At 57.6% G+C, this 17044-nt stretch carries 15 protein-coding genes and 4 tRNA genes; 10 read left to right on the forward strand and 9 right to left on the reverse strand.

Translation table 11 applies throughout. The annotated features are described in order from the left end of the window. Window position 1: 1 nt before the first annotated feature. Window positions 2–955, reverse strand: a complete 954-nt coding sequence (locus ACR0J8_RS04610; RefSeq protein ID WP_480490047.1) for a radical SAM protein — start codon at window positions 953–955, stop codon at window positions 2–4. A gap of 163 nt (window positions 956–1118) precedes the next feature. Here ACR0J8_RS04610 and zwf point away from each other — a divergent pair, with 163 nt between their 5' ends. From zwf to ACR0J8_RS04630, 4 genes are all read left to right on the forward strand, one after another. After that, the gene (zwf, locus tag ACR0J8_RS04615) at window positions 1119–2573 is read left to right on the forward strand and encodes a glucose-6-phosphate dehydrogenase (RefSeq protein WP_480522369.1); all 1455 of its coding nucleotides are present in this window, start codon (window positions 1119–1121) and stop codon (window positions 2571–2573) included. Then, window positions 2570–3241 carry a 6-phosphogluconolactonase gene (gene pgl, locus ACR0J8_RS04620; RefSeq protein ID WP_321252732.1) on the forward strand — a complete coding sequence of 224 codons (672 nt, stop codon included), beginning with the start codon at window positions 2570–2572 and terminating at the stop codon, window positions 3239–3241. The genes zwf and pgl overlap by 4 nt, the downstream gene beginning before the upstream one ends. Window positions 3242–3246: 5 nt before the next feature. Next, a complete protein-coding gene (pgi, locus tag ACR0J8_RS04625) occupies window positions 3247–4857 on the forward strand; it encodes a glucose-6-phosphate isomerase (protein WP_480522368.1) in 1611 nt (536 codons plus the stop codon). A gap of 188 nt (window positions 4858–5045) precedes the next feature. Then, entirely contained in the window at window positions 5046–6665 is a 1620-nt protein-coding gene (locus tag ACR0J8_RS04630; protein WP_480522367.1) for a long-chain-fatty-acid--CoA ligase, read from the forward strand. Between the two features lie 21 nt (window positions 6666–6686). Here the strand turns inward: ACR0J8_RS04630 and ACR0J8_RS04635 are convergent. The 5 genes from ACR0J8_RS04635 to ACR0J8_RS04655 all read right to left on the reverse strand — a co-directional run bounded on the left by ACR0J8_RS04635 (window position 6687) and on the right by ACR0J8_RS04655 (window position 10258). Continuing rightward, window positions 6687–6761: transfer RNA gene (locus ACR0J8_RS04635), tRNA-Asn, on the reverse strand. Window positions 6762–7205: 444 nt separating this feature from the next. Beyond that, window positions 7206–7778, reverse strand: coding sequence for an alkaline phosphatase family protein (locus tag ACR0J8_RS04640; protein WP_480888941.1), 573 nt, complete (start codon window positions 7776–7778; stop codon window positions 7206–7208). Further along, entirely contained in the window at window positions 7753–8625 is an 873-nt protein-coding gene (locus ACR0J8_RS04645) for a sulfatase-like hydrolase/transferase (protein WP_480888943.1), read from the reverse strand. Before ACR0J8_RS04645 ends, ACR0J8_RS04640 begins: the two co-directional genes overlap by 26 nt. 565 nt (window positions 8626–9190) lie before the next feature. After that, window positions 9191–9265: transfer RNA gene (locus ACR0J8_RS04650), tRNA-Asn, on the reverse strand. Between the two features lie 75 nt (window positions 9266–9340). Next, window positions 9341–10258 (reverse strand): MBL fold metallo-hydrolase, encoded by a 918-nt coding sequence (locus ACR0J8_RS04655; RefSeq protein ID WP_480522365.1) that lies wholly within the window; start codon window positions 10256–10258, stop codon window positions 9341–9343. 48 nt (window positions 10259–10306) lie between these two features. On the opposite strand from ACR0J8_RS04655, the gene ACR0J8_RS04660 reads away from it, so the two are divergent. Next, on the forward strand, window positions 10307–11626 hold the full coding sequence (locus ACR0J8_RS04660; RefSeq protein WP_480522364.1) for an ATP-binding protein: 1320 nt from the start codon (window positions 10307–10309) through the stop codon (window positions 11624–11626). A 223-nt stretch (window positions 11627–11849) separates the two neighbouring features. Then, window positions 11850–11926, forward strand: a tRNA-Arg gene (locus ACR0J8_RS04665). A gap of 145 nt (window positions 11927–12071) precedes the next feature. Here ACR0J8_RS04665 and ACR0J8_RS04670 read toward each other — a convergent pair. Further along, window positions 12072–12145 (reverse strand) — tRNA-Met (locus ACR0J8_RS04670). Between the two features lie 180 nt (window positions 12146–12325). Here ACR0J8_RS04670 and purM point away from each other — a divergent pair. The 3 genes from purM to rnd all read left to right on the forward strand — a co-directional run bounded on the left by purM (window position 12326) and on the right by rnd (window position 15236). Continuing rightward, a complete protein-coding gene (gene purM / locus ACR0J8_RS04675) occupies window positions 12326–13372 on the forward strand; it encodes a phosphoribosylformylglycinamidine cyclo-ligase (RefSeq protein WP_480888945.1) in 1047 nt (348 codons plus the stop codon). Further along, window positions 13369–13965 (forward strand): phosphoribosylglycinamide formyltransferase, encoded by a 597-nt coding sequence (gene purN, locus ACR0J8_RS04680; RefSeq protein WP_480522362.1) that lies wholly within the window; start codon window positions 13369–13371, stop codon window positions 13963–13965. The genes purM and purN overlap by 4 nt, the downstream gene beginning before the upstream one ends. Before the next feature lie 113 nt (window positions 13966–14078). Further along, a complete protein-coding gene (gene rnd / locus ACR0J8_RS04685; RefSeq protein WP_480522361.1) occupies window positions 14079–15236 on the forward strand; it encodes a ribonuclease D in 1158 nt (385 codons plus the stop codon). A gap of 6 nt (window positions 15237–15242) precedes the next feature. On the opposite strand, the gene ACR0J8_RS04690 is transcribed toward rnd, so the two are convergent. Then, window positions 15243–15767 carry a hypothetical protein gene (locus ACR0J8_RS04690; RefSeq protein WP_480522360.1) on the reverse strand — a complete coding sequence of 175 codons (525 nt, stop codon included), beginning with the start codon at window positions 15765–15767 and terminating at the stop codon, window positions 15243–15245. Between the two features lie 138 nt (window positions 15768–15905). On the opposite strand from ACR0J8_RS04690, the gene ACR0J8_RS04695 reads away from it, so the two are divergent. Then, a complete protein-coding gene (locus ACR0J8_RS04695; protein WP_480522359.1) occupies window positions 15906–16316 on the forward strand; it encodes a SufE family protein in 411 nt (136 codons plus the stop codon). Between the two features lie 43 nt (window positions 16317–16359). Here ACR0J8_RS04695 and ACR0J8_RS04700 read toward each other — a convergent pair whose 3' ends face one another. Then, window positions 16360–17028 carry a DUF1638 domain-containing protein gene (locus ACR0J8_RS04700; RefSeq protein ID WP_480522358.1) on the reverse strand — a complete coding sequence of 223 codons (669 nt, stop codon included), beginning with the start codon at window positions 17026–17028 and terminating at the stop codon, window positions 16360–16362. Window positions 17029–17044 lie beyond the last annotated feature (16 nt).

Raw genomic sequence — 17044 nt, forward strand, 5'->3', positions numbered from 1 at the left:
TTCAGGCGGAACAGCTTGCGCCGCCCAGGACGCAGAATTTGGCGCAATGGGGGTGGTTCAGGTGCACGTCCGCCTCAGCGTCTGCAAGTGTCGGCCCCATCTCGAACTCAGCCTCATAGGGTAGCAAGGTGCAGGCCAGAACCGCCGGACGATCCGCGCCTTTGCGTTTGACCACCATGCGGGACGAGGCGCACATGACGCTGTCGGGAGATTTGTCCAGTATGCCCCAACAAGCGGTCGTGATTTCAGGTACTTCGGCGGTTTCGTCCATCTCGGGAAACAGGACAGTTTGACCAGGGTCGTGCGCGTCGATGTCAAAGCCATGCTCTGCAAAAAACGCCGCATAGCCGGCGCGGCTTTCTGTGTCGGTATCCCCCCAGACCGTACGACCGGCAACCGCCATTTTGATCCCGTTGTCGCGCAGCCATTCCATCCCGGTCTGGGTTTTTCCAAAGCTTCCTGTGCCGCGTTCCTTGTCGTGCAGTTCGGGCAGGAAGTGATCGACCGAGACCCGCAATGTCAGCTTGTCGCCAAAGTCACGTTGCAGACCTAACAGGCCCTCGCGCATCTTGCGGCGCATCATCGGTTTCATGGCGTTGGTCAGGATCAGGACCTCAAACCCGTGGTCCAAGGCGGCACGGGTCATGTCGATCATCTCAGGGTTCATGAACGGCTCGCCGCCAGTGAACCCAATTTCGCGGACCGGCCAGTTTCTGGATTTGATTTGTTTCAGAAAATCGGTCACTTCCGCCGCGGTGATATAGACCAGAGCGTCGTTGGTAGGACTGCTGGCAATATAACAGTTCACGCATTCGATATTGCATAGGGTTCCGGTGTTGAACCAAAGCGTTTCGGGATTGCTCAGCTTTACCGAGGCGCGAATCTGACCATCTGCTGTCATCAGTTTGTCCTGAAATTTTCCAGCATTGGCGATTTGGGCAGCGTTGTCTTTCATTCCCGTATCCGGTTCCTTGCAGTCGTCAGAATGACTTAACCTTTCAGGACAGCAGAGTTAAGTATGACGCGGCGGTCCTGACAGAGTTTTGATGACCTGCGAGAATTGAAGATTGATTGCGCTAACATTGGACATGCCGTCAGGGGCAAGGTAAGGAAAACCCATGGTTTCTCGTGTCATACCTGTGGACCCGTTCGATCTGGTCATTTTCGGCGCAACCGGCGATCTGGCAAAGCGCAAGATTCTTCCTGCGTTGTTCCGGAGGTTCTGCGCAAGGCAATGGCCCGACGATGTTCAGATCATTGGCGCGGCACGAGGGGATCATGACCGTCAGGGGTTCCGCGATATCGTGGCCGAATCTTTACGTCAGCACGCGTCCCGGCATTGTCAGGACGAAGCGGCGCTGGAAAGCTTCCTTCAACGTGTCGATTATGTCGCTCTGGATGCCGTGTCGACAGTGGGATGGGATCGGCTGGCGGAAAAACTGACAACCGACCGCATCCGCGCCTTTTACTTTTCGGTTGGGCCAAGATTGTTTGGACCGTTGGCGGAGAGGATCAAATCCAACGATCTGGCGACATCGCAAACGCGGATCGTGGTTGAAAAACCCTTTGGGCATGATCTGGACAGTGCGCGGGCCCTGAATGCGACTTTGGCGGCGCATTTCGAAGAAGGGCAAATCTATCGGATTGATCACTACCTGGGCAAGGAAACGGTTCAGAACCTGATGGCTGTCCGCTTTGGGAACATGCTGTTCGAACCGTTGTGGAACAGCCAGTATGTCGATCACATCCAGATCACCGTTGCCGAGACCGTCGGCATAGACGGCCGCGAGGAGTATTATGACCGCGCAGGTGCAATGCGTGATATGATGCAGAACCATCTGATGCAGCTTCTGTGCCTGATCGCGATGGAACCGCCGGCCAAGTTCGACCCGGACGCGGTGCGGGATGAAAAACTGAAAGTCATTCGTGCACTGGACCCGGTTGAGCCGCACCACATCGTGCGCGGTCAATTTGCGGCAGGCGGCGGCATGCCTGGCTATCGTGACGTTGTGGGCAACCCGCGTTCGACCACGGAAAGCTACGTAGCCTTGCGGGCCCATATCAGCAATTGGCGTTGGGCGGGGACGCCGTTCTACATGCGTACAGGCAAGCGGTTGGTGGCGCGGTCCTCGGTGATCAATGTGCAGTTCAAGGATGCGCCGCACTCGATCTTTGGTGAGGAATCCGGGCGGCATGCCAACGCACTGTCCATCCGGCTGCAGCCAAATGAGGGCATCACGCTGAAGGTTACGATCAAGGAACCGGGACAGGGGGGGATGCGCCTGATCGACGTGCCGCTGGACATGAGCTTTGCCGTTGCTCTGGGCCCCGAAAATCAGGACCCGCCGGACGCTTATGAACGGCTTGTCATGGACGTGATCCGGGGCAACCAGACCCTGTTCATGCGCGGGGACGAGGTCGAGGCCGCGTGGGCCTGGACCGACCCGATCATTGCCGGGTGGCAGGCGCGGGGTGACGTGCCGAAACCCTATGATACAGGCAGCACCGGTCCGGGCGACGCCGAGCAGCTGATGAAAAGAGATGGTCGCCACTGGCAAGGGATAAAGCCATGAATATTCAGGAATATGCAGACCGCGACATGCTGGCCATCGATGTGGCAAACGCGTTGGCCGGGGATCTTGAGGCGGCCTTGCTGCACCATGACGTGGTGTCTTTGGCTGTTCCGGGGGGCACGACACCGGGGCCGATCTTCGATGGGCTTTGCGCCGCCGATCTTGAGTGGGACCGGGTATGTGTCCTGCCGACGGATGAACGCTGCGTTCCGGGGGATCACGACCGCTCGAACGAACGTCTCATTCGCGAGCGTTTGCTGACCAGCCGGGCCTCGGTCGCGCAATATCTTCCGCTTTATGTTCCCGGCAAGGCGCCCGAAGAGATTTTACCCGAGATTGAAAGCCTGCTTGCCCCGGTTCTGCCTCTGTCGGTTCTGGTGCTGGGCATGGGCGAAGACATGCACACGGCATCGTTGTTTCCCGGGATGGACGGGCTTGAAGCAGCCCTGAGCAGCCACGCACCTACGCTGGCGGTGGCTCGCACCGAAGTTCAGCCCGAAGCGCGCATCACCCTGACCGCGCCGGTACTGGATGGGGCGCTGTCCAAACATCTGGTCATCTATGGCGCATCCAAGCGCGAGGCGCTGGAACGCGCAATGTCACTGCCGCCGGAAGAAGCGCCGATCGCCGCGGTTCTGAGCGGTTTGACGGTTCACTGGGCGGAGTGATGACAATGCAGTTGGACACCCTCAAATCACTGGCAACATCTGTGAAGGATCACAGCATTCTGGACCTGTTCGACAGCGACGCTGACCGGGCGCACCAGTTTTCGGCATCTTCCGGGGATCTGCTGTTCGACTACTCCAAAACCCTGATCAACTCCGAAATCCGTGATGCCTTGACCGAGCTTTGCGATTCTGCGGGTCTGGCCGACAAGCGTACCGCCATGTTCGGCGGAGAAAAAATAAATCAGACCGAAGGGCGCGCGGTCCTTCACACCGCGCTGCGAAATCTGGATGGCGGGCCGGTTGAGGTCGATGGTCAGGATGTGATGCCAGAGGTTCTGGACACATTGCAGCGGATGCGCGTTTTTGCGGAAGAAGTGCGCGGTGGCTCGATCGTTGGGGCAGGGGGCAGCTTTACGGATGTAGTGAATATCGGGATCGGCGGATCCGACCTGGGGCCCGTCATGGCCACCCATGCGCTTTCGCCATACCATGACGGTCCAAGGCTGCACTATGTCTCGAACGTGGATGGTGCGCATATTGCGGATACTTTGCGCCAGCTGGATCCCACGCGAACGCTGGTCATAGTCGCCTCCAAGACGTTCACGACCATCGAAACAATGACCAACGCCCGGACAGCGCGCGCCTGGATGCTGGACGGCGGCGGCGACCCGACCCGTCAATTTGCCGCCGTGTCAAGCGCGCTTGACAAGACGCAGGCCTTTGGCATCCCCGAAGACCGCGTATTTGGTTTCGCCGACTGGGTCGGCGGGCGCTATTCCGTCTGGGGGCCAGTTGGCCTGCCGGTGATGATCGCCGTCGGGTCCAACGCCTTTGACGCGTTCCTGCGTGGCGGTCAGGCAATGGACCTGCATTTCCGGTCGGCTGAGTGGTCCGAGAATATGCCGGTGATGCTGGCGCTTGTTGGTGTATGGCACCGTCAGGTACTGGGCTATCCCAGCCGCGCCGTTTTGCCCTATGATCAGCGTTTGCTGCGTCTTCCGGCCTATTTCCAACAGCTTGAAATGGAATCGAACGGCAAGTCGGTCGCCATGGATGGCAGCCCGTTGACCGTGCCGTCTGGCCCGGTTGTCTGGGGAGAGCCGGGAACAAACGGACAGCACGCCTTTTATCAGCTGATCCACCAGGGCACCGACATAATCCCGTGCGAGTTCATGGTGGCCGCAGAAGGACACGAACCTGAACTGGCGCATCACCACCGCCTTTTGCTGGCCAATTGCCTTGCCCAATCCGAAGCGCTTATGCGCGGGCGTTCGCTGGACGAAGCGCGGTCGCGGATGGCAGACAAGGGGTTGAAGGGCGATGAGCTGGAGCGGCAGGCGCGTCACCGCGTGTTTCCGGGAAACCGTCCATCCTCGACGCTGATCTATCCAAAGCTGACCCCGTTTGTGCTGGGCCAGATCATTGCACTCTATGAACATCGGGTGTTCGTGGAGGGCATTTTGCTGGGCATCAACTCGTTCGACCAATGGGGCGTTGAGCTGGGCAAAGAGCTTGCCACATCTCTGGGACCAATCGTCGACGGCGACGAAAAGGCTTCGGAAAAGGACGTTTCGACCGCTGCCTTGGTAGACTACGCCCTGCGTCACAGAGCCTGAATTCCCTAATAACACCGGCGCCCTTAGCGCGGTTTTGTACAATCTTTTATTGTCAGACAATTAAATGATTGGCAGGATTTTTCGGGGGAGACGCTCTGATCAGACCGCCGAGACTTGGTCCGATGCAGATTGATGATCAGGGATCAGCGCTGCGGGCCTCCTGCGGCGCAGCCAAAGGGAGGATGCCCATGCTGGGACAGATGATGACGCAGCCATTGCTGATTTCGTCGCTGATTGATCATGCGGAACGCTATCACGGACAGACCGAGATTCATTCGGTAGAAACCGATGGAACCATCACACAGACCAACTGGTACGAGATTTCACGAAATGCGCGTCGGCTTGCGTCCGCACTTGCGCAACTGGGCCTGCAGCCGCAGGACCGGATTGGTACCCTTGCATGGAACAACCGCCGCCATCTGGAAATCTACTATGCAACTTCGGGGGCCGGGTATGTCTGCCATACTGTGAACCCGCGCCTGTTTCCCGAACAGCTTACATACATCATCAACCACGCAAAGGATCGGGTCCTGTTCTTTGACGCGACCTTCATCCCCTTGGTCGCGGCGCTGCGCGACAAACTGACCGAAGTACAGCACTACGTACTGATGGGACCGAGAAATCAGGATGCCCTGTCGCAGATCCCAGGATTGCAGTTCTATGACGAGCTACTGGAAACCGGCAAGGCGGACTTTGATTGGCCCAGCTTTGATGAAAATACCGCTGCGGGCCTGTGCTACACGTCCGGAACAACCGGGAACCCAAAGGGGGTTCTGTATTCCCATCGTTCGACGGTGCTGCACAGCTTTGCGTCGAACGCTACGGATGTCATCGGGTTTTCGGCGGTTGATGTGGTCCTGCCGGTTGTTCCGATGTTTCACGTCAATGCCTGGGGGTCGCCCTATGCCTGTGCCATGTCCGGATCACGCATGGTTCTGCCTGGCCCTGATCTGCACGGGGAAGCGCTGGTCAAGCTGATCGACAAATATGGCGTTACGCTGGCCATGGGTGTGCCGACGATCTGGCAGGGTTTGCTGGCATATGCCGAACAGTCCGGCAGCAAACTGGCCAGTCTGAACCGTACGGTGATCGGTGGTGCCGCATGCCCGCCATCAATGATCGAAACGTTCAGGGAATCCTATGGTGTCGACACGGTGCACGCCTGGGGCATGAGCGAGATGAGCCCCCTGGGCACCGCGAATGTTGCTTTGGCAAAACACCGTGACCTACCGGTTGAAGAACAGCACAGGTTGCGCGAAAATCAAGGTCGCCCGCCGTTTGGGGTCGAGCTGAAAATCGTGGATGACGCAGGCAACGATCTGCCGCACGACGGAAAGACGCAGGGCGATCTGTTGGTGCGCGGGCATTGGGTGCTGGACAGCTATTTCCGGATGCAGGACGAGGATCTATTGCAGGATGGCTGGTTTGCGACCGGAGACGTCGCCACGCTGGACGCGGACGGATACATGACGATCCGCGACCGGTCCAAGGACATCATCAAGTCGGGTGGCGAATGGATCAGTTCGGTCGAACTGGAGAACATCGCCGTTGCACATCCACAACTGGCCACGGCCGCCGTTGTCGGCGTACCGCACCCCAAATGGGGCGAGCGCCCGCTGCTTGTGGCGGTCCGCGCCGAAGGGCAGGATCCGGCGCCGGACGAGATATTGTCGTTCTTTGATGGGAAAATCGCCTCGTGGCAAATCCCGGACAAGGTCGTCTTTGTCGACGTCCTTCCACTGAGTGCAACCGGCAAGGTGATGAAACGCATTTTGCGTTCAGATCACGCGAATGCGCTGACCGGTTAAGCTCTTGGTTTTCTGGAAATTTGGCTCCGGCGGTAGGGATCGAACCTACGACCAATTGATTAACAGTCAACTGCTCTACCGCTGAGCTACGCCGGAACTGAGCTGCGTGTATCAACAGGCAAAGCGGAGGTCCAGATGCAAATACGTTTTTTTGAGGAGTGAAGTACAAGATCCTCTGATCTGATACGGCGGCGACTCAAGGCGGACTTTCCTTGACGGCGCGGCCAACGGCCTCGTTAAGCCCAAAGACGGCATTCAAATTTTGTATTCTACCGCCCTTCAGATATCAGGTTGCTCTGAGTATTCTGCAGTCTTTTTGGCCAGCCCGCCCAGAGGGTCAAAATGCCCAACGATCACATATCCTACTGAACAATCCTTGCGCCTTGTGCGTTCCGCAAAGCTGCCCCGGGAAATAGGCTGGTCAAATCATGAAAACATACTTTTCTACAGTGGTTTAGGTGCCAGCTGAACGGTACGTGTAACACAACCGGCCAAAACGAGTTGGCCGCCAGAGCGCAATCTGGCGACGGTTCTTCTGGACTATTCTCTCCTTGACGACGGAACAAAATCCAACGGCGCTTCGACCGGTACCGGCTCTTCCCGATCCAGGCTTTTCTTGAATTCGGTGGCAATGCGGGCGGCATGTGCAATGACCCATGTATGCAGGTATGGATAATTGAAGGGTTCGCGCTCCTGCGGGTCGACGTCGAGGTTGATGATGTGCGGCGTGGCCAGCTCAAGCGCCGGATCCGTGAAAGTTCGCTGTAGAACGAGGACGACTTTGAAGTTGCGCCATTTTACGCCGTACATCCGGTCACCCATCCAGTAGGGGAAGCCGTCGCGGGCCGAGAATTCAGAGGACCCTTCGAAGAATGCGCGTTGATCCACCCCGTCTATGATACGATCCTGAGGCACTTCTGCGCCGGCCCATAGCGCCAGGGTTGTAAACATATCGGTGATGTGAACTATCTCGTTCGATTTCAGCCCCTCGGGAACGACGCCGGGATACCGGATCATTGCCGGCGTCCTGAGCGATCCTTCCATGCCAGTGAAGTATGTGCCGTTCCAGAATCCGGGATGGCCGCGATCAGGCTCCAGTTCCTCCGGGGCCATTGTCTCCGGAGAAGACAACTATGGTATTGTCCCGCAGCCCCCTGTCATCGAGAAATGCCATCAGCTCGGCAAAATCCGCATCAAGCTGGGCCAGGCTGTCCGCCCAGTCACCATGACCGGTTTTGCCTTTGAATTCCGGTCGCGGAGCAACCGGCATGTGCATCAGAGTATGGTTGAAATAAAGAAAGAACGGGTTTTCCGCGGCAAGGCTGCGATCAATAAAGTCTTTCGAGCGATCAAGATATTCACGGTCGAGGCTGAGTTTTACAGGAACGGTGAGTTCCTCAATGTTCTGTGGTGCCTCTCCTCGTATGGACTCCATGACATAGGCCACGGGGTCTCTTTCAGGGTCATGCCATGGATCATCGGCCCAAAAGGCTTCGTCGTAGCTGTGCGCAATCCCAATCCATTCATCGAAACCCTGATCGGTTGGCCAGCGCCCCTCCGAGGCGCCAATGTGCCATTTGCCAACGATCGAGGTTGCGTACCCAATGTCTGATAGGAGTTCGGCAAGCGTACGTTCCCAAGTGACAAGCCCGCCTTCGCTTCCGGCCAGAGCCACAGTCTGATTGCCTGATCGTATTGAGTACCGCCCGGTCATAAGGGCGGAACGCGACGGCGTGCACTGCGTTTCTGGCGCAAAGTTCATAAGTTGCATGCCTTCTTCGGCAAGCGCATCCAGGTGCTCAGTATGGGCGCCGCGAAGTATACCGCCGCCATATGCACCAAGCTCGCCATAGCCGAGGTTGTCGACAAGAAAATAGACGATATTGGGCCTGTCTTGGGCGGATGCGGTCGAAACTAGTCCCACGAGGAACACTGCCGAACAGACAAGTGACTTGAACATTAGAATATCCCGGATTGCACCAAACCATAACGTCAATGCTACACATTTTGTGGGAGTCACAAAATGAGATATATATGCCAAAGTACGTCAGGATCAGCCGACCAGGCGGTAGTGAAACACTCATGGCGGTTGGGAGCCCCTCTCGATTGAAGGCTCGTGACCCTAGGAATCGGTCTGTTTCTAGCCCCGATGAGCTTCCGCTTGATGCGGGCATCAGATCTTTGATTGCAAATTCAGCTCTACGATGCGGCAAAAGGTGGTTTTGTCCGCAAGGCAGCCCTCCTCACAGGCCGCAGTAAACGATCGGTATCCTTAATTCCGATTATTCCAGAAAGGTGCTGCAATCTTCAGCTCTGAGGCCGTCCATGATCGATTGGTCTCGAATCCATTGACTACCGTTTTGCGCTATCAAAAAAATGATAGCAGGTGATTGTTGTCTGAATGGCGGCGTTGCCTGTTCGTTGCCGCCGGAGTCTTGGCAATGAAATGAATGGGCATCAAGGACGTACATTCTTCTTAAGAAGTGCAAGTTCTTTAAACAGGAGGCAGAAACTTTGAGGAGATTTGGCTCCGGCGGTAGGGATCGAACCTACGACCAATTGATTAACAGTCAACTGCTCTACCGCTGAGCTACGCCGGAACTGAGGGCCGTATAGCAACCTCGGATTTCGCCGTCCAGAGCAGAACGACCGGAAGAACGAAAATTCTTTTCGACTTATTCCACCCTGTGAAAACAAGCGTCGGTCGACAATTTTCCTGTCGGACGGACGCGCGATTTTCCCCAAAGATCAACAAGATGCGCAAAAACATTCCGCTCGGCTGCCGGCAGAAGTGCTTCTGGCGTGTCGGTGTAAATTCGTGCGGCAAGCTCACGGGCGGTGCCGGGGTTGTGGCTGAGCGTCTGCAGTATCTGGGCTTCACGGCTTCTTCGGTGGCTGATCAGCCAGTCCAGCCGGACGGCGGGATCGGCAATGGGTGCACCATGTCCCGCATGAAAGACAGACCAGTCACGGGCACGAAGACGTTCACAGGCGACCATGAAATCGGTCAGATCCCCGTCCGGCGGAGACACCAGAGAACTGGCCCAGCCCATCACGTGATCCGCTGTAAAGCACACATCACCCCAGGCGAGCGCGATGTGGTTTCCCAGATGGCCCGGCGTATGAATAACCTCGACCTGCCAGCCGTCGCCGTCAACGGTTTCGCCGTCTGCCAGTTCGACATGCGGGCGAAAATCCCCGTCTATTCCTTCACCACCGCCAACAAGGCCGTTTTGCGCAAGTTCGCGCATTACGTTGCTGCGCCCGGCCTCGGGGCCGCCAAAAGCCAGAACCGGCGCACCGGTACGGGCCGACAACGGAGCGGCGAGGGGAGAATGGTCCAGATGGCTGTGGGTGACAAAGATGTGGCTGATCTTCTGCCCAGGGTTCAGCGCGCCCAGAATGGCGTCGAGATGCGGTTCGCTGAGGGGGCCGGGGTCGATAACCGCGACGTCGCCTGATGAGCCCAGCAGATAGGTATTGGTCCCGCGATACGTCATCGGTGACGGGTTTGGAGCCACAATACGTCGGAGGCCGGGTTGCAATTGCTCGGCCTGTCCTGTCGGCGGGTCGAAATCGTCAGGGGCTTGCATGGGCGATGTGCTCTTTCTCTTGCCGGTGCGGCTCGCTAGGTTTAGCGCATGTCAACGCATTGGCTCAAACCATATATGCCGCGCAGCCTGTACGCCCGGGCTGCCCTGATCATCGTTCTGCCGGTGGCTGTCCTGCTGCTGGTGGTGGGAATCGCGTTTCTGCAAAAACACCTGGAGGATGTCACCGCGCAGATGACGCGCGCGACGTCGCGCGAAGTGATGCTGGTGACCGAGGCCGTTGAACACGCGGAAACGCAGCAGCAGGTGTTGGCTGCGTTACGGCCCGAACTGGCCACGCTTGAAATGCAGCTTCGGTTTCTTGACCTGAACGAACAGCCCGATGTCGGCAGGCGGCGCTGGTACGATTTCATCGCGCCTCAGGTGGAAGCAGAATTGCGAGCGTTGATTCCGAATCTGACGGCTGTGGCCCTTCCCAGCGGTCACGAAGCCCGGCTGTACCTGGATACGGACCTGGGACTGCTACAACTGACATTCGATCGTCGCCGTCTGTCACCTACAACACCGCATCAGTTGATTGTGACGATGGTGTTCTTCGCCATAGTGATGACAACGATATCGTTTCTGTACATGCGCAATCAGCTGCGACCGATCACCCGGCTGGCAAACGCGGCCCAGGCCTTCGGGCGGGGCAGGGTCGTGCCGTATTCACCCGGAGGCGCCACCGAAGTCCGCGCGGCAGGAAGCGCCTTTCTGGACATGCGCGCGCGGATCGAACGTCAGATGGAACAACGTACCCTGATGTTGTCGGGGGTCAGCCACGACCTGAGAACGCCGTTGACGCGTCTGAAACTGGGTCTGTCGATGTTGCCCGAGGATGAAGCAGCGCCCCTATTGCAGGATGTAGACGAGATGCAATCGCTGCTGGATGCATTTTTGGAGTTTTCGCGGGGCGCTGCCGAGGGCGCACCGGAAGAAGTGAACCCGGAAATCCTTTTACGGCAGATTGTGGACGACGCACAACGCGCCGGTCTTGCGGTTGAATTGGTTTCAGTCGAAGGCGGAGGAACCGTGATGTTGCGCCCGACGGCATTTCGGCGCGCCGTTGAAAATCTGATCGGTAATGCGGTTCGCTATGGCGACAGGGCAGAGGTCAGTCTGACCCTGACGCAGAAGTCGTTGCGGGTCAGGGTCGAAGATGACGGACCCGGCATCCCTGCGGAACAGCGCACCGAGGCGGTCAAGCCCTTCACCCGGCTTGATCCGTCCCGGAATCAAAACAAGGGCAGCGGCGTGGGATTGGGGCTGGCGATTGTGGCCGACATAGCCCGCGCGCATGGCGGCGTTTTGCGGCTGGCCGAAAGCAGCCGACTGGGCGGACTGTGTGCGGATATCATTATTGGACGGTAAAGGCAGTTCCGGCGCGAATCGTGGCAACTGTTCCAGAGGGTTTTCGGTGCGGCTTGTTCAAACTGCGCTCCGCCGGAAGAACACCCAGAAATTTTTGTCTTTTCGGTCTTCGTTTCATATTTCGGCTAAAAGCAAATTGAGTGCCTTGGCCGGTCGTCGTGAATGCAAAAGCGTTACACCGTTGACATTGTCCGGGCATTCCCCGAATTACTTTGGGAGGCAAGGGCCGTTAGCTCATCTGGATAGAGCGCCAAATTCCTAATTTGGAGGCAGCAGGTTCGAGTCCTGCACGGCTCACCACTTTTCCGGTATCCACCCTCTCGCTGCACAAGGTTTGCCACAACTGGCTAAGGTTATGATTCTGGTCCGCGAATCGGATCTATTGTTCCTTGTCCAACTAACACCCGAACAGTGCCTGAACGTAATATGGGGAAATCCACTCTCCTAGGGGATGAGGGACTTGAACCCCCAACCAAAGCGTTATGAGCGCTCTGCTCTAACCAATTGAGCTAATCCCCCAGGAACAGGCGCTACGTACAGCAATGTTATCGGCACGCCAAGAGTGTTCAGTGCTCAATCTGAAATTCTTGGCGTTCACGACATCCGGCGGCGTTCAGTGACACACCTGTTGCGCCTGACCGTTGCAACGCGCGGCGCAATCGAATAACCCGCGCGAATAGCATTCAGGAAGGGTTGGCCATGACAGCGGGCAAGAACGGAATCACCTATGCTGACGCAGGTGTCGATATTGATGCGGGAAACGCATTGGTGGACCGCATTAAACCTGCGGCCAAGCGGACCAACCGTTCTGGAGTGATGAGCGGCCTGGGCGGGTTTGGCGCCTTGTTCGATCTGAAAGACGCTGGATACACCGATCCGATCCTGGTGGGTGCCACGGACGGAGTAGGAACGAAACTGCGGATTGCCATTGATACTGGCGTTGTCGACGGCGTGGGCATCGATCTTGTCGCCATGTGCGTCAACGACCTGATCTGTCAGGGGGCCGAGCCGCTGTTTTTCCTGGACTACTTTGCGACCGGCAAGCTGGATACCGATACGGCCGCCCGGATCATCGAAGGTATTGCTGAAGGTTGCGTTCAGTCCGGCTGTGCCCTGATCGGCGGTGAGACGGCGGAAATGCCAGGCATGTATCCGGAAGGAGATTTCGATCTGGCCGGATTCTCGGTCGGTGCCATGGAACGCGGTGCGCATCTGCCGGCAGGTGTGCAGCAAGGCGATGTTCTGCTGGGACTGGCGTCCAATGGGGTGCACTCCAACGGGTATTCGCTGGTGCGCAAACTGGTCGAGATGTCGGGCCTGGGCTGGGATGCAGATTCTCCGTTTGGTGACGGGTCGTTGGGCGAGGCATTGCTGACCCCGACACGGCTTTATGTGAAACAAGCACTGCAGGCGATCCGGGCCGGGGGCGTACATGCGCTGGCCCATATTACCGGCGGCGGTCTGACCGAAAACCTGCCTCGGGTTCTGCCCGACGATCTGGGTGCCGAAATCGATTTGAGTTCGTGGACACTACCTCCGGTCTTTGGCTGGATGGCTCAGGTCGGCGGCATTGCCGAGGCCGAGATGCTCAAGACTTTCAACTGCGGTATCGGCATGATCGTTGTCTGCGCCGCTGACCGTGCTGATGATTTGGCAAACCTTCTGACAGAGACCGGAGAAGCCGTTTCCCACATTGGCACCGTTACCGATCAGTCCGGTGTGTCCTATTCCGGGAAATTGCTGTGAGCCATAAGCGCGTCGCCATCCTGATTTCCGGTGGCGGATCGAACATGGTGTCTTTGGTTGACAGTATGACTGACGACCATCCGGCGCGGCCCTGTCTGGTTTTGGCCAATAACGCGCAGGCCGACGGGTTGAAAAAGGCGACGGATCGGGGCATTCCGACCGCTGTGGTGGATCACCGCCCATTCAAGGGCGATCGCGCCGCTTTCGAAGCCGAACTGCTGAAACCCTTGCAGGAAGCACAGCCGGATATTGTGTGCCTCGCCGGATTCATGCGGGTGCTGACCGGCGATTTCGTTTCACAGTTTCAGGGCAGAATGCTGAATATCCACCCCTCACTGTTGCCGAAGTACAAAGGTCTGGACACGCATGCCCGGGCTATCGCGGCGGGCGACGCAGAGCATGGATGCTCGGTGCACGAAGTCACCGCCGCGCTGGATGACGGACCGATACTGGGACAGGCGCGAGTCAGGGTCGAAGATGGCGATACGCCGGAATCTTTGGCGGAGCGCGTGCTGGCCTGGGAACACAAACTTTATCCTGCCGTGCTGAGAAGGTATGCAGAAGGCAACAGGTCGCCAGTTCTGCTGCCGTGATCCGCTGTGAGTGATTTACACGCGGCTGTTATTCTGCCTATGGTTTGCTCAAAGGCTCGGGACGAGGTCAAAAACGGGCGGTTAAAAGAACAAGAGCAAGAACAGTACGGCGAATGAAAACCCTGACAACGACGCAAGAACTGGCCGCATTCTGCAAGGCCGCGGCGGACTTCCATTATGTCACCGTGGACACCGAGTTTCTGCGCGAGCGTACTTATTATTCGAAACTCTGCCTGGTTCAGCTTGCCGTCCCTTCCAACGACGAAGACAGCGCCGTTCTGGTGGACCCACTGTCGGATGGGCTGTCGCTTGAACCGCTTTTCGACCTGTTTCGGAATGAGGACGTCGTCAAGGTGTTCCACGCTGCGCGTCAGGATCTGGAGATTTTCTGGGTCGAGGCGGGTGTCTTCCCAAAACCCTTGTTTGACACACAGGTGGCCGCAATGGTCTGCGGATTTGGCGAACAGGTCGGCTATGAGACGCTTGTGCGCAAGATTTGCCGACAGGGCGTCGACAAGACTTCTCGCTTTACGGATTGGTCACGGCGCCCGCTGACCGATGCGCAAAAGACCTATGCGCTGGCGGACGTGACCCACCTGCGTCAGATTTACGAACATCTGGCGGCTGAGCTGGAAAAAACACGCCGCAGCCATTGGGTGGCTGAAGAACTGCGCACTCTGACCGAGGCCGGGACTTATGAAATGCGGCCTGAGGAAGCTTGGAAGCGTGTCAAAACGCGCACGAATTCGGCAAGATTTCTGGCTGTCGTGCGTGAGCTTGCCAAGTTTCGCGAGGCATACGCGCAGGAAAACAATGTGCCACGCAGCCGCGTGTTCAAGGATGACGCATTGATCGAGCTGGCATCGACCAAACCGAAAACGGCGTCAGATCTGGGCGGTTCACGTTTGTTGCTGCGCGAGGCGCGCAAAGGCGCAATTGCCAACGGGATTCTGGCAGCGGTTGAAACAGGTGTGAATTGCCCTTCGTCGGATCTGCCGCTGGTCGACAAGGCGCGCGACAACCTCAAGGTCAACCCGGCGCTATCTGACTTGCTGCGCGTTCTGCTGAAGTCAAAAACCGAGAGTTCGGGTGTGGCGGCCAAACTGATTGCAACCAGTTCCGAGCTGGATCAGATCGCAGCGGGCGAACGTGAACTGCCAGCCATGTCGGGTTGGCGGTTTGAGGTGTTCGGTGAAGACGCCCTGAAACTGTGTGAGGGCAAGATCGCCCTGGCCGCCAAAGGGCAGGTCGTGAAGGTCGTTTCCCTCTGACGCCGATCAGCGCCGCCGCGATTCCAACGTGTTCTGCTGGCCGACCACCCGCACCAGACGGATGGATTGCAGATCCTGCAGGCTGACATTGATCGCGTCCGAAACCATCCGGGACCGCTCGGAGCCCTGACGCGTCTGGGCTTTTGGGTAATTTACCCGAAAGCCAAATTCCAGAACGCCGTTTTTCGAGTTCTCTTCACTAACAACAGGAACCAGACGCGCATTGAAGGCGCCCTGGCGTATTGCCGTGCCGGATGCATAGACAATTGCGCCCGAAGGTGTTGGATCGATCCTCAGTTCATCGATCCTTGCCAGCAGGACGCTCGTATCCGCTTCTTCGGGGCGGGAAAACAGGCCGGTTCCGGTGCGTTGCTTCGGGATAAGCGCATTGGCTTCGTCGACCGGAACTTCCTCCGTTGGGGGCGTGCCCGGACCAAACCAGTTCGAAGGGTTCGCCCGAGAATCGCGCCAACTATTGCAGGCAGACAGGGTCAACGATGCGACCATTAGAAAGGTGAGTGTTTTTTTCATGGTCTCAAAGCCCTGAGCAGTAGTTCCGACAATGGGTTAGCGCAATTTCCATGCTTTGAAAAGCCGGACTGGGACTGGACAGACGCGCATGCTCGGCATAGGTCAAAAAAGTGAAGGTAACAAAAGGACCGCGGCAACATGGCAACGCCTGCCTTTGAAGAGATCGTCGAGGATTTCGAATTCCTTGAGGACTGGGAAGACCGGTATCGTCATGTCATCGATCAGGGCAAGGCGATGAAACCTCTGGACGAGGCGCTGAAGGTTCCGGCCACAAAGGTTCATGGATGCGCCAGCCAGGTCTGGCTGCATCCGATGATCGACAACGGTGTGTTTCGTTTTGATGGCGACAGCGATGCACTGATCGTGCGCGGCCTGATTGCGGTGTTGCGGTCGTTGTACAATGGGTTGCCAGTGCGTGACGTGCCGATGGTGGACGCCGGCGGGGAACTGGCGAGATTGGGTCTGAATGATCATTTGTCAGCGCAACGGTCCAACGGCCTGCGTTCGATGATCGAACGGATTCGCGACGTAGCGCGGGAAAACGCTTGATCGGGACGGGCGAGCGGCCAGTCGCGCGCACCCCGAGGTATTTTCAGACAGAAGAAGACCGGGCTGCCCAGTCTGCCAGCGTGGTTTCGAGATCTCCGTACCCGGTAAACCGCCGCTCGAATTCCAGGCCCATGCGGTCGGCGCATTCGCGCGCGCGAGCGGTCAGATCGGGGTCGTCGGTTTGTGCCTGGTAAACCAGCTTGGTGTAGTTGCCAAAATACATGTCGCGCAGCTCAGGGTGCCGGTCGAGGCCCAGAGGTTTCCAAATGAACGCATCGAACTGGCGGGCCAGAAAGTCGGTCAGATAGAAAGCCGTGGTTTCATCCTCGCCGCGCGCCTCGAACCGGGTGTTACCTTCGAAGAAGGAATAGCAATGCGGTCCCTGAACCATTTCGACACCCAGTTCGGCGCACGCCTTTTGCAACAGCCCTCCAGTACCGCAATCGGCGTACACAACAAAGATCTGGTCATAATTGTCGCGGTGTTTGGCGACGGCGTCCTCAACGGCCTGAGTGATGCGATCGGGGTGGATGTGCAGGATGGCAGGCAGGCAGGTCAGCGCCAAGTGATCCCAACCGTTACGCTTTTTCAGATCCAGTATTTCACGTGCCAGCGCGCCGCAAGCCAGCAAAAGGATGCGCCCCTGCTTTTCATCGCTGGAATAGCCTTCGTTTGTAAGGCTGGCATCGTTAGGTATGCGGTCCTGTTGCATTGCGTTGCCTCCCCGG

The sequence above is a fragment of the Ruegeria sp. N11 genome (genome assembly GCF_056531525.1).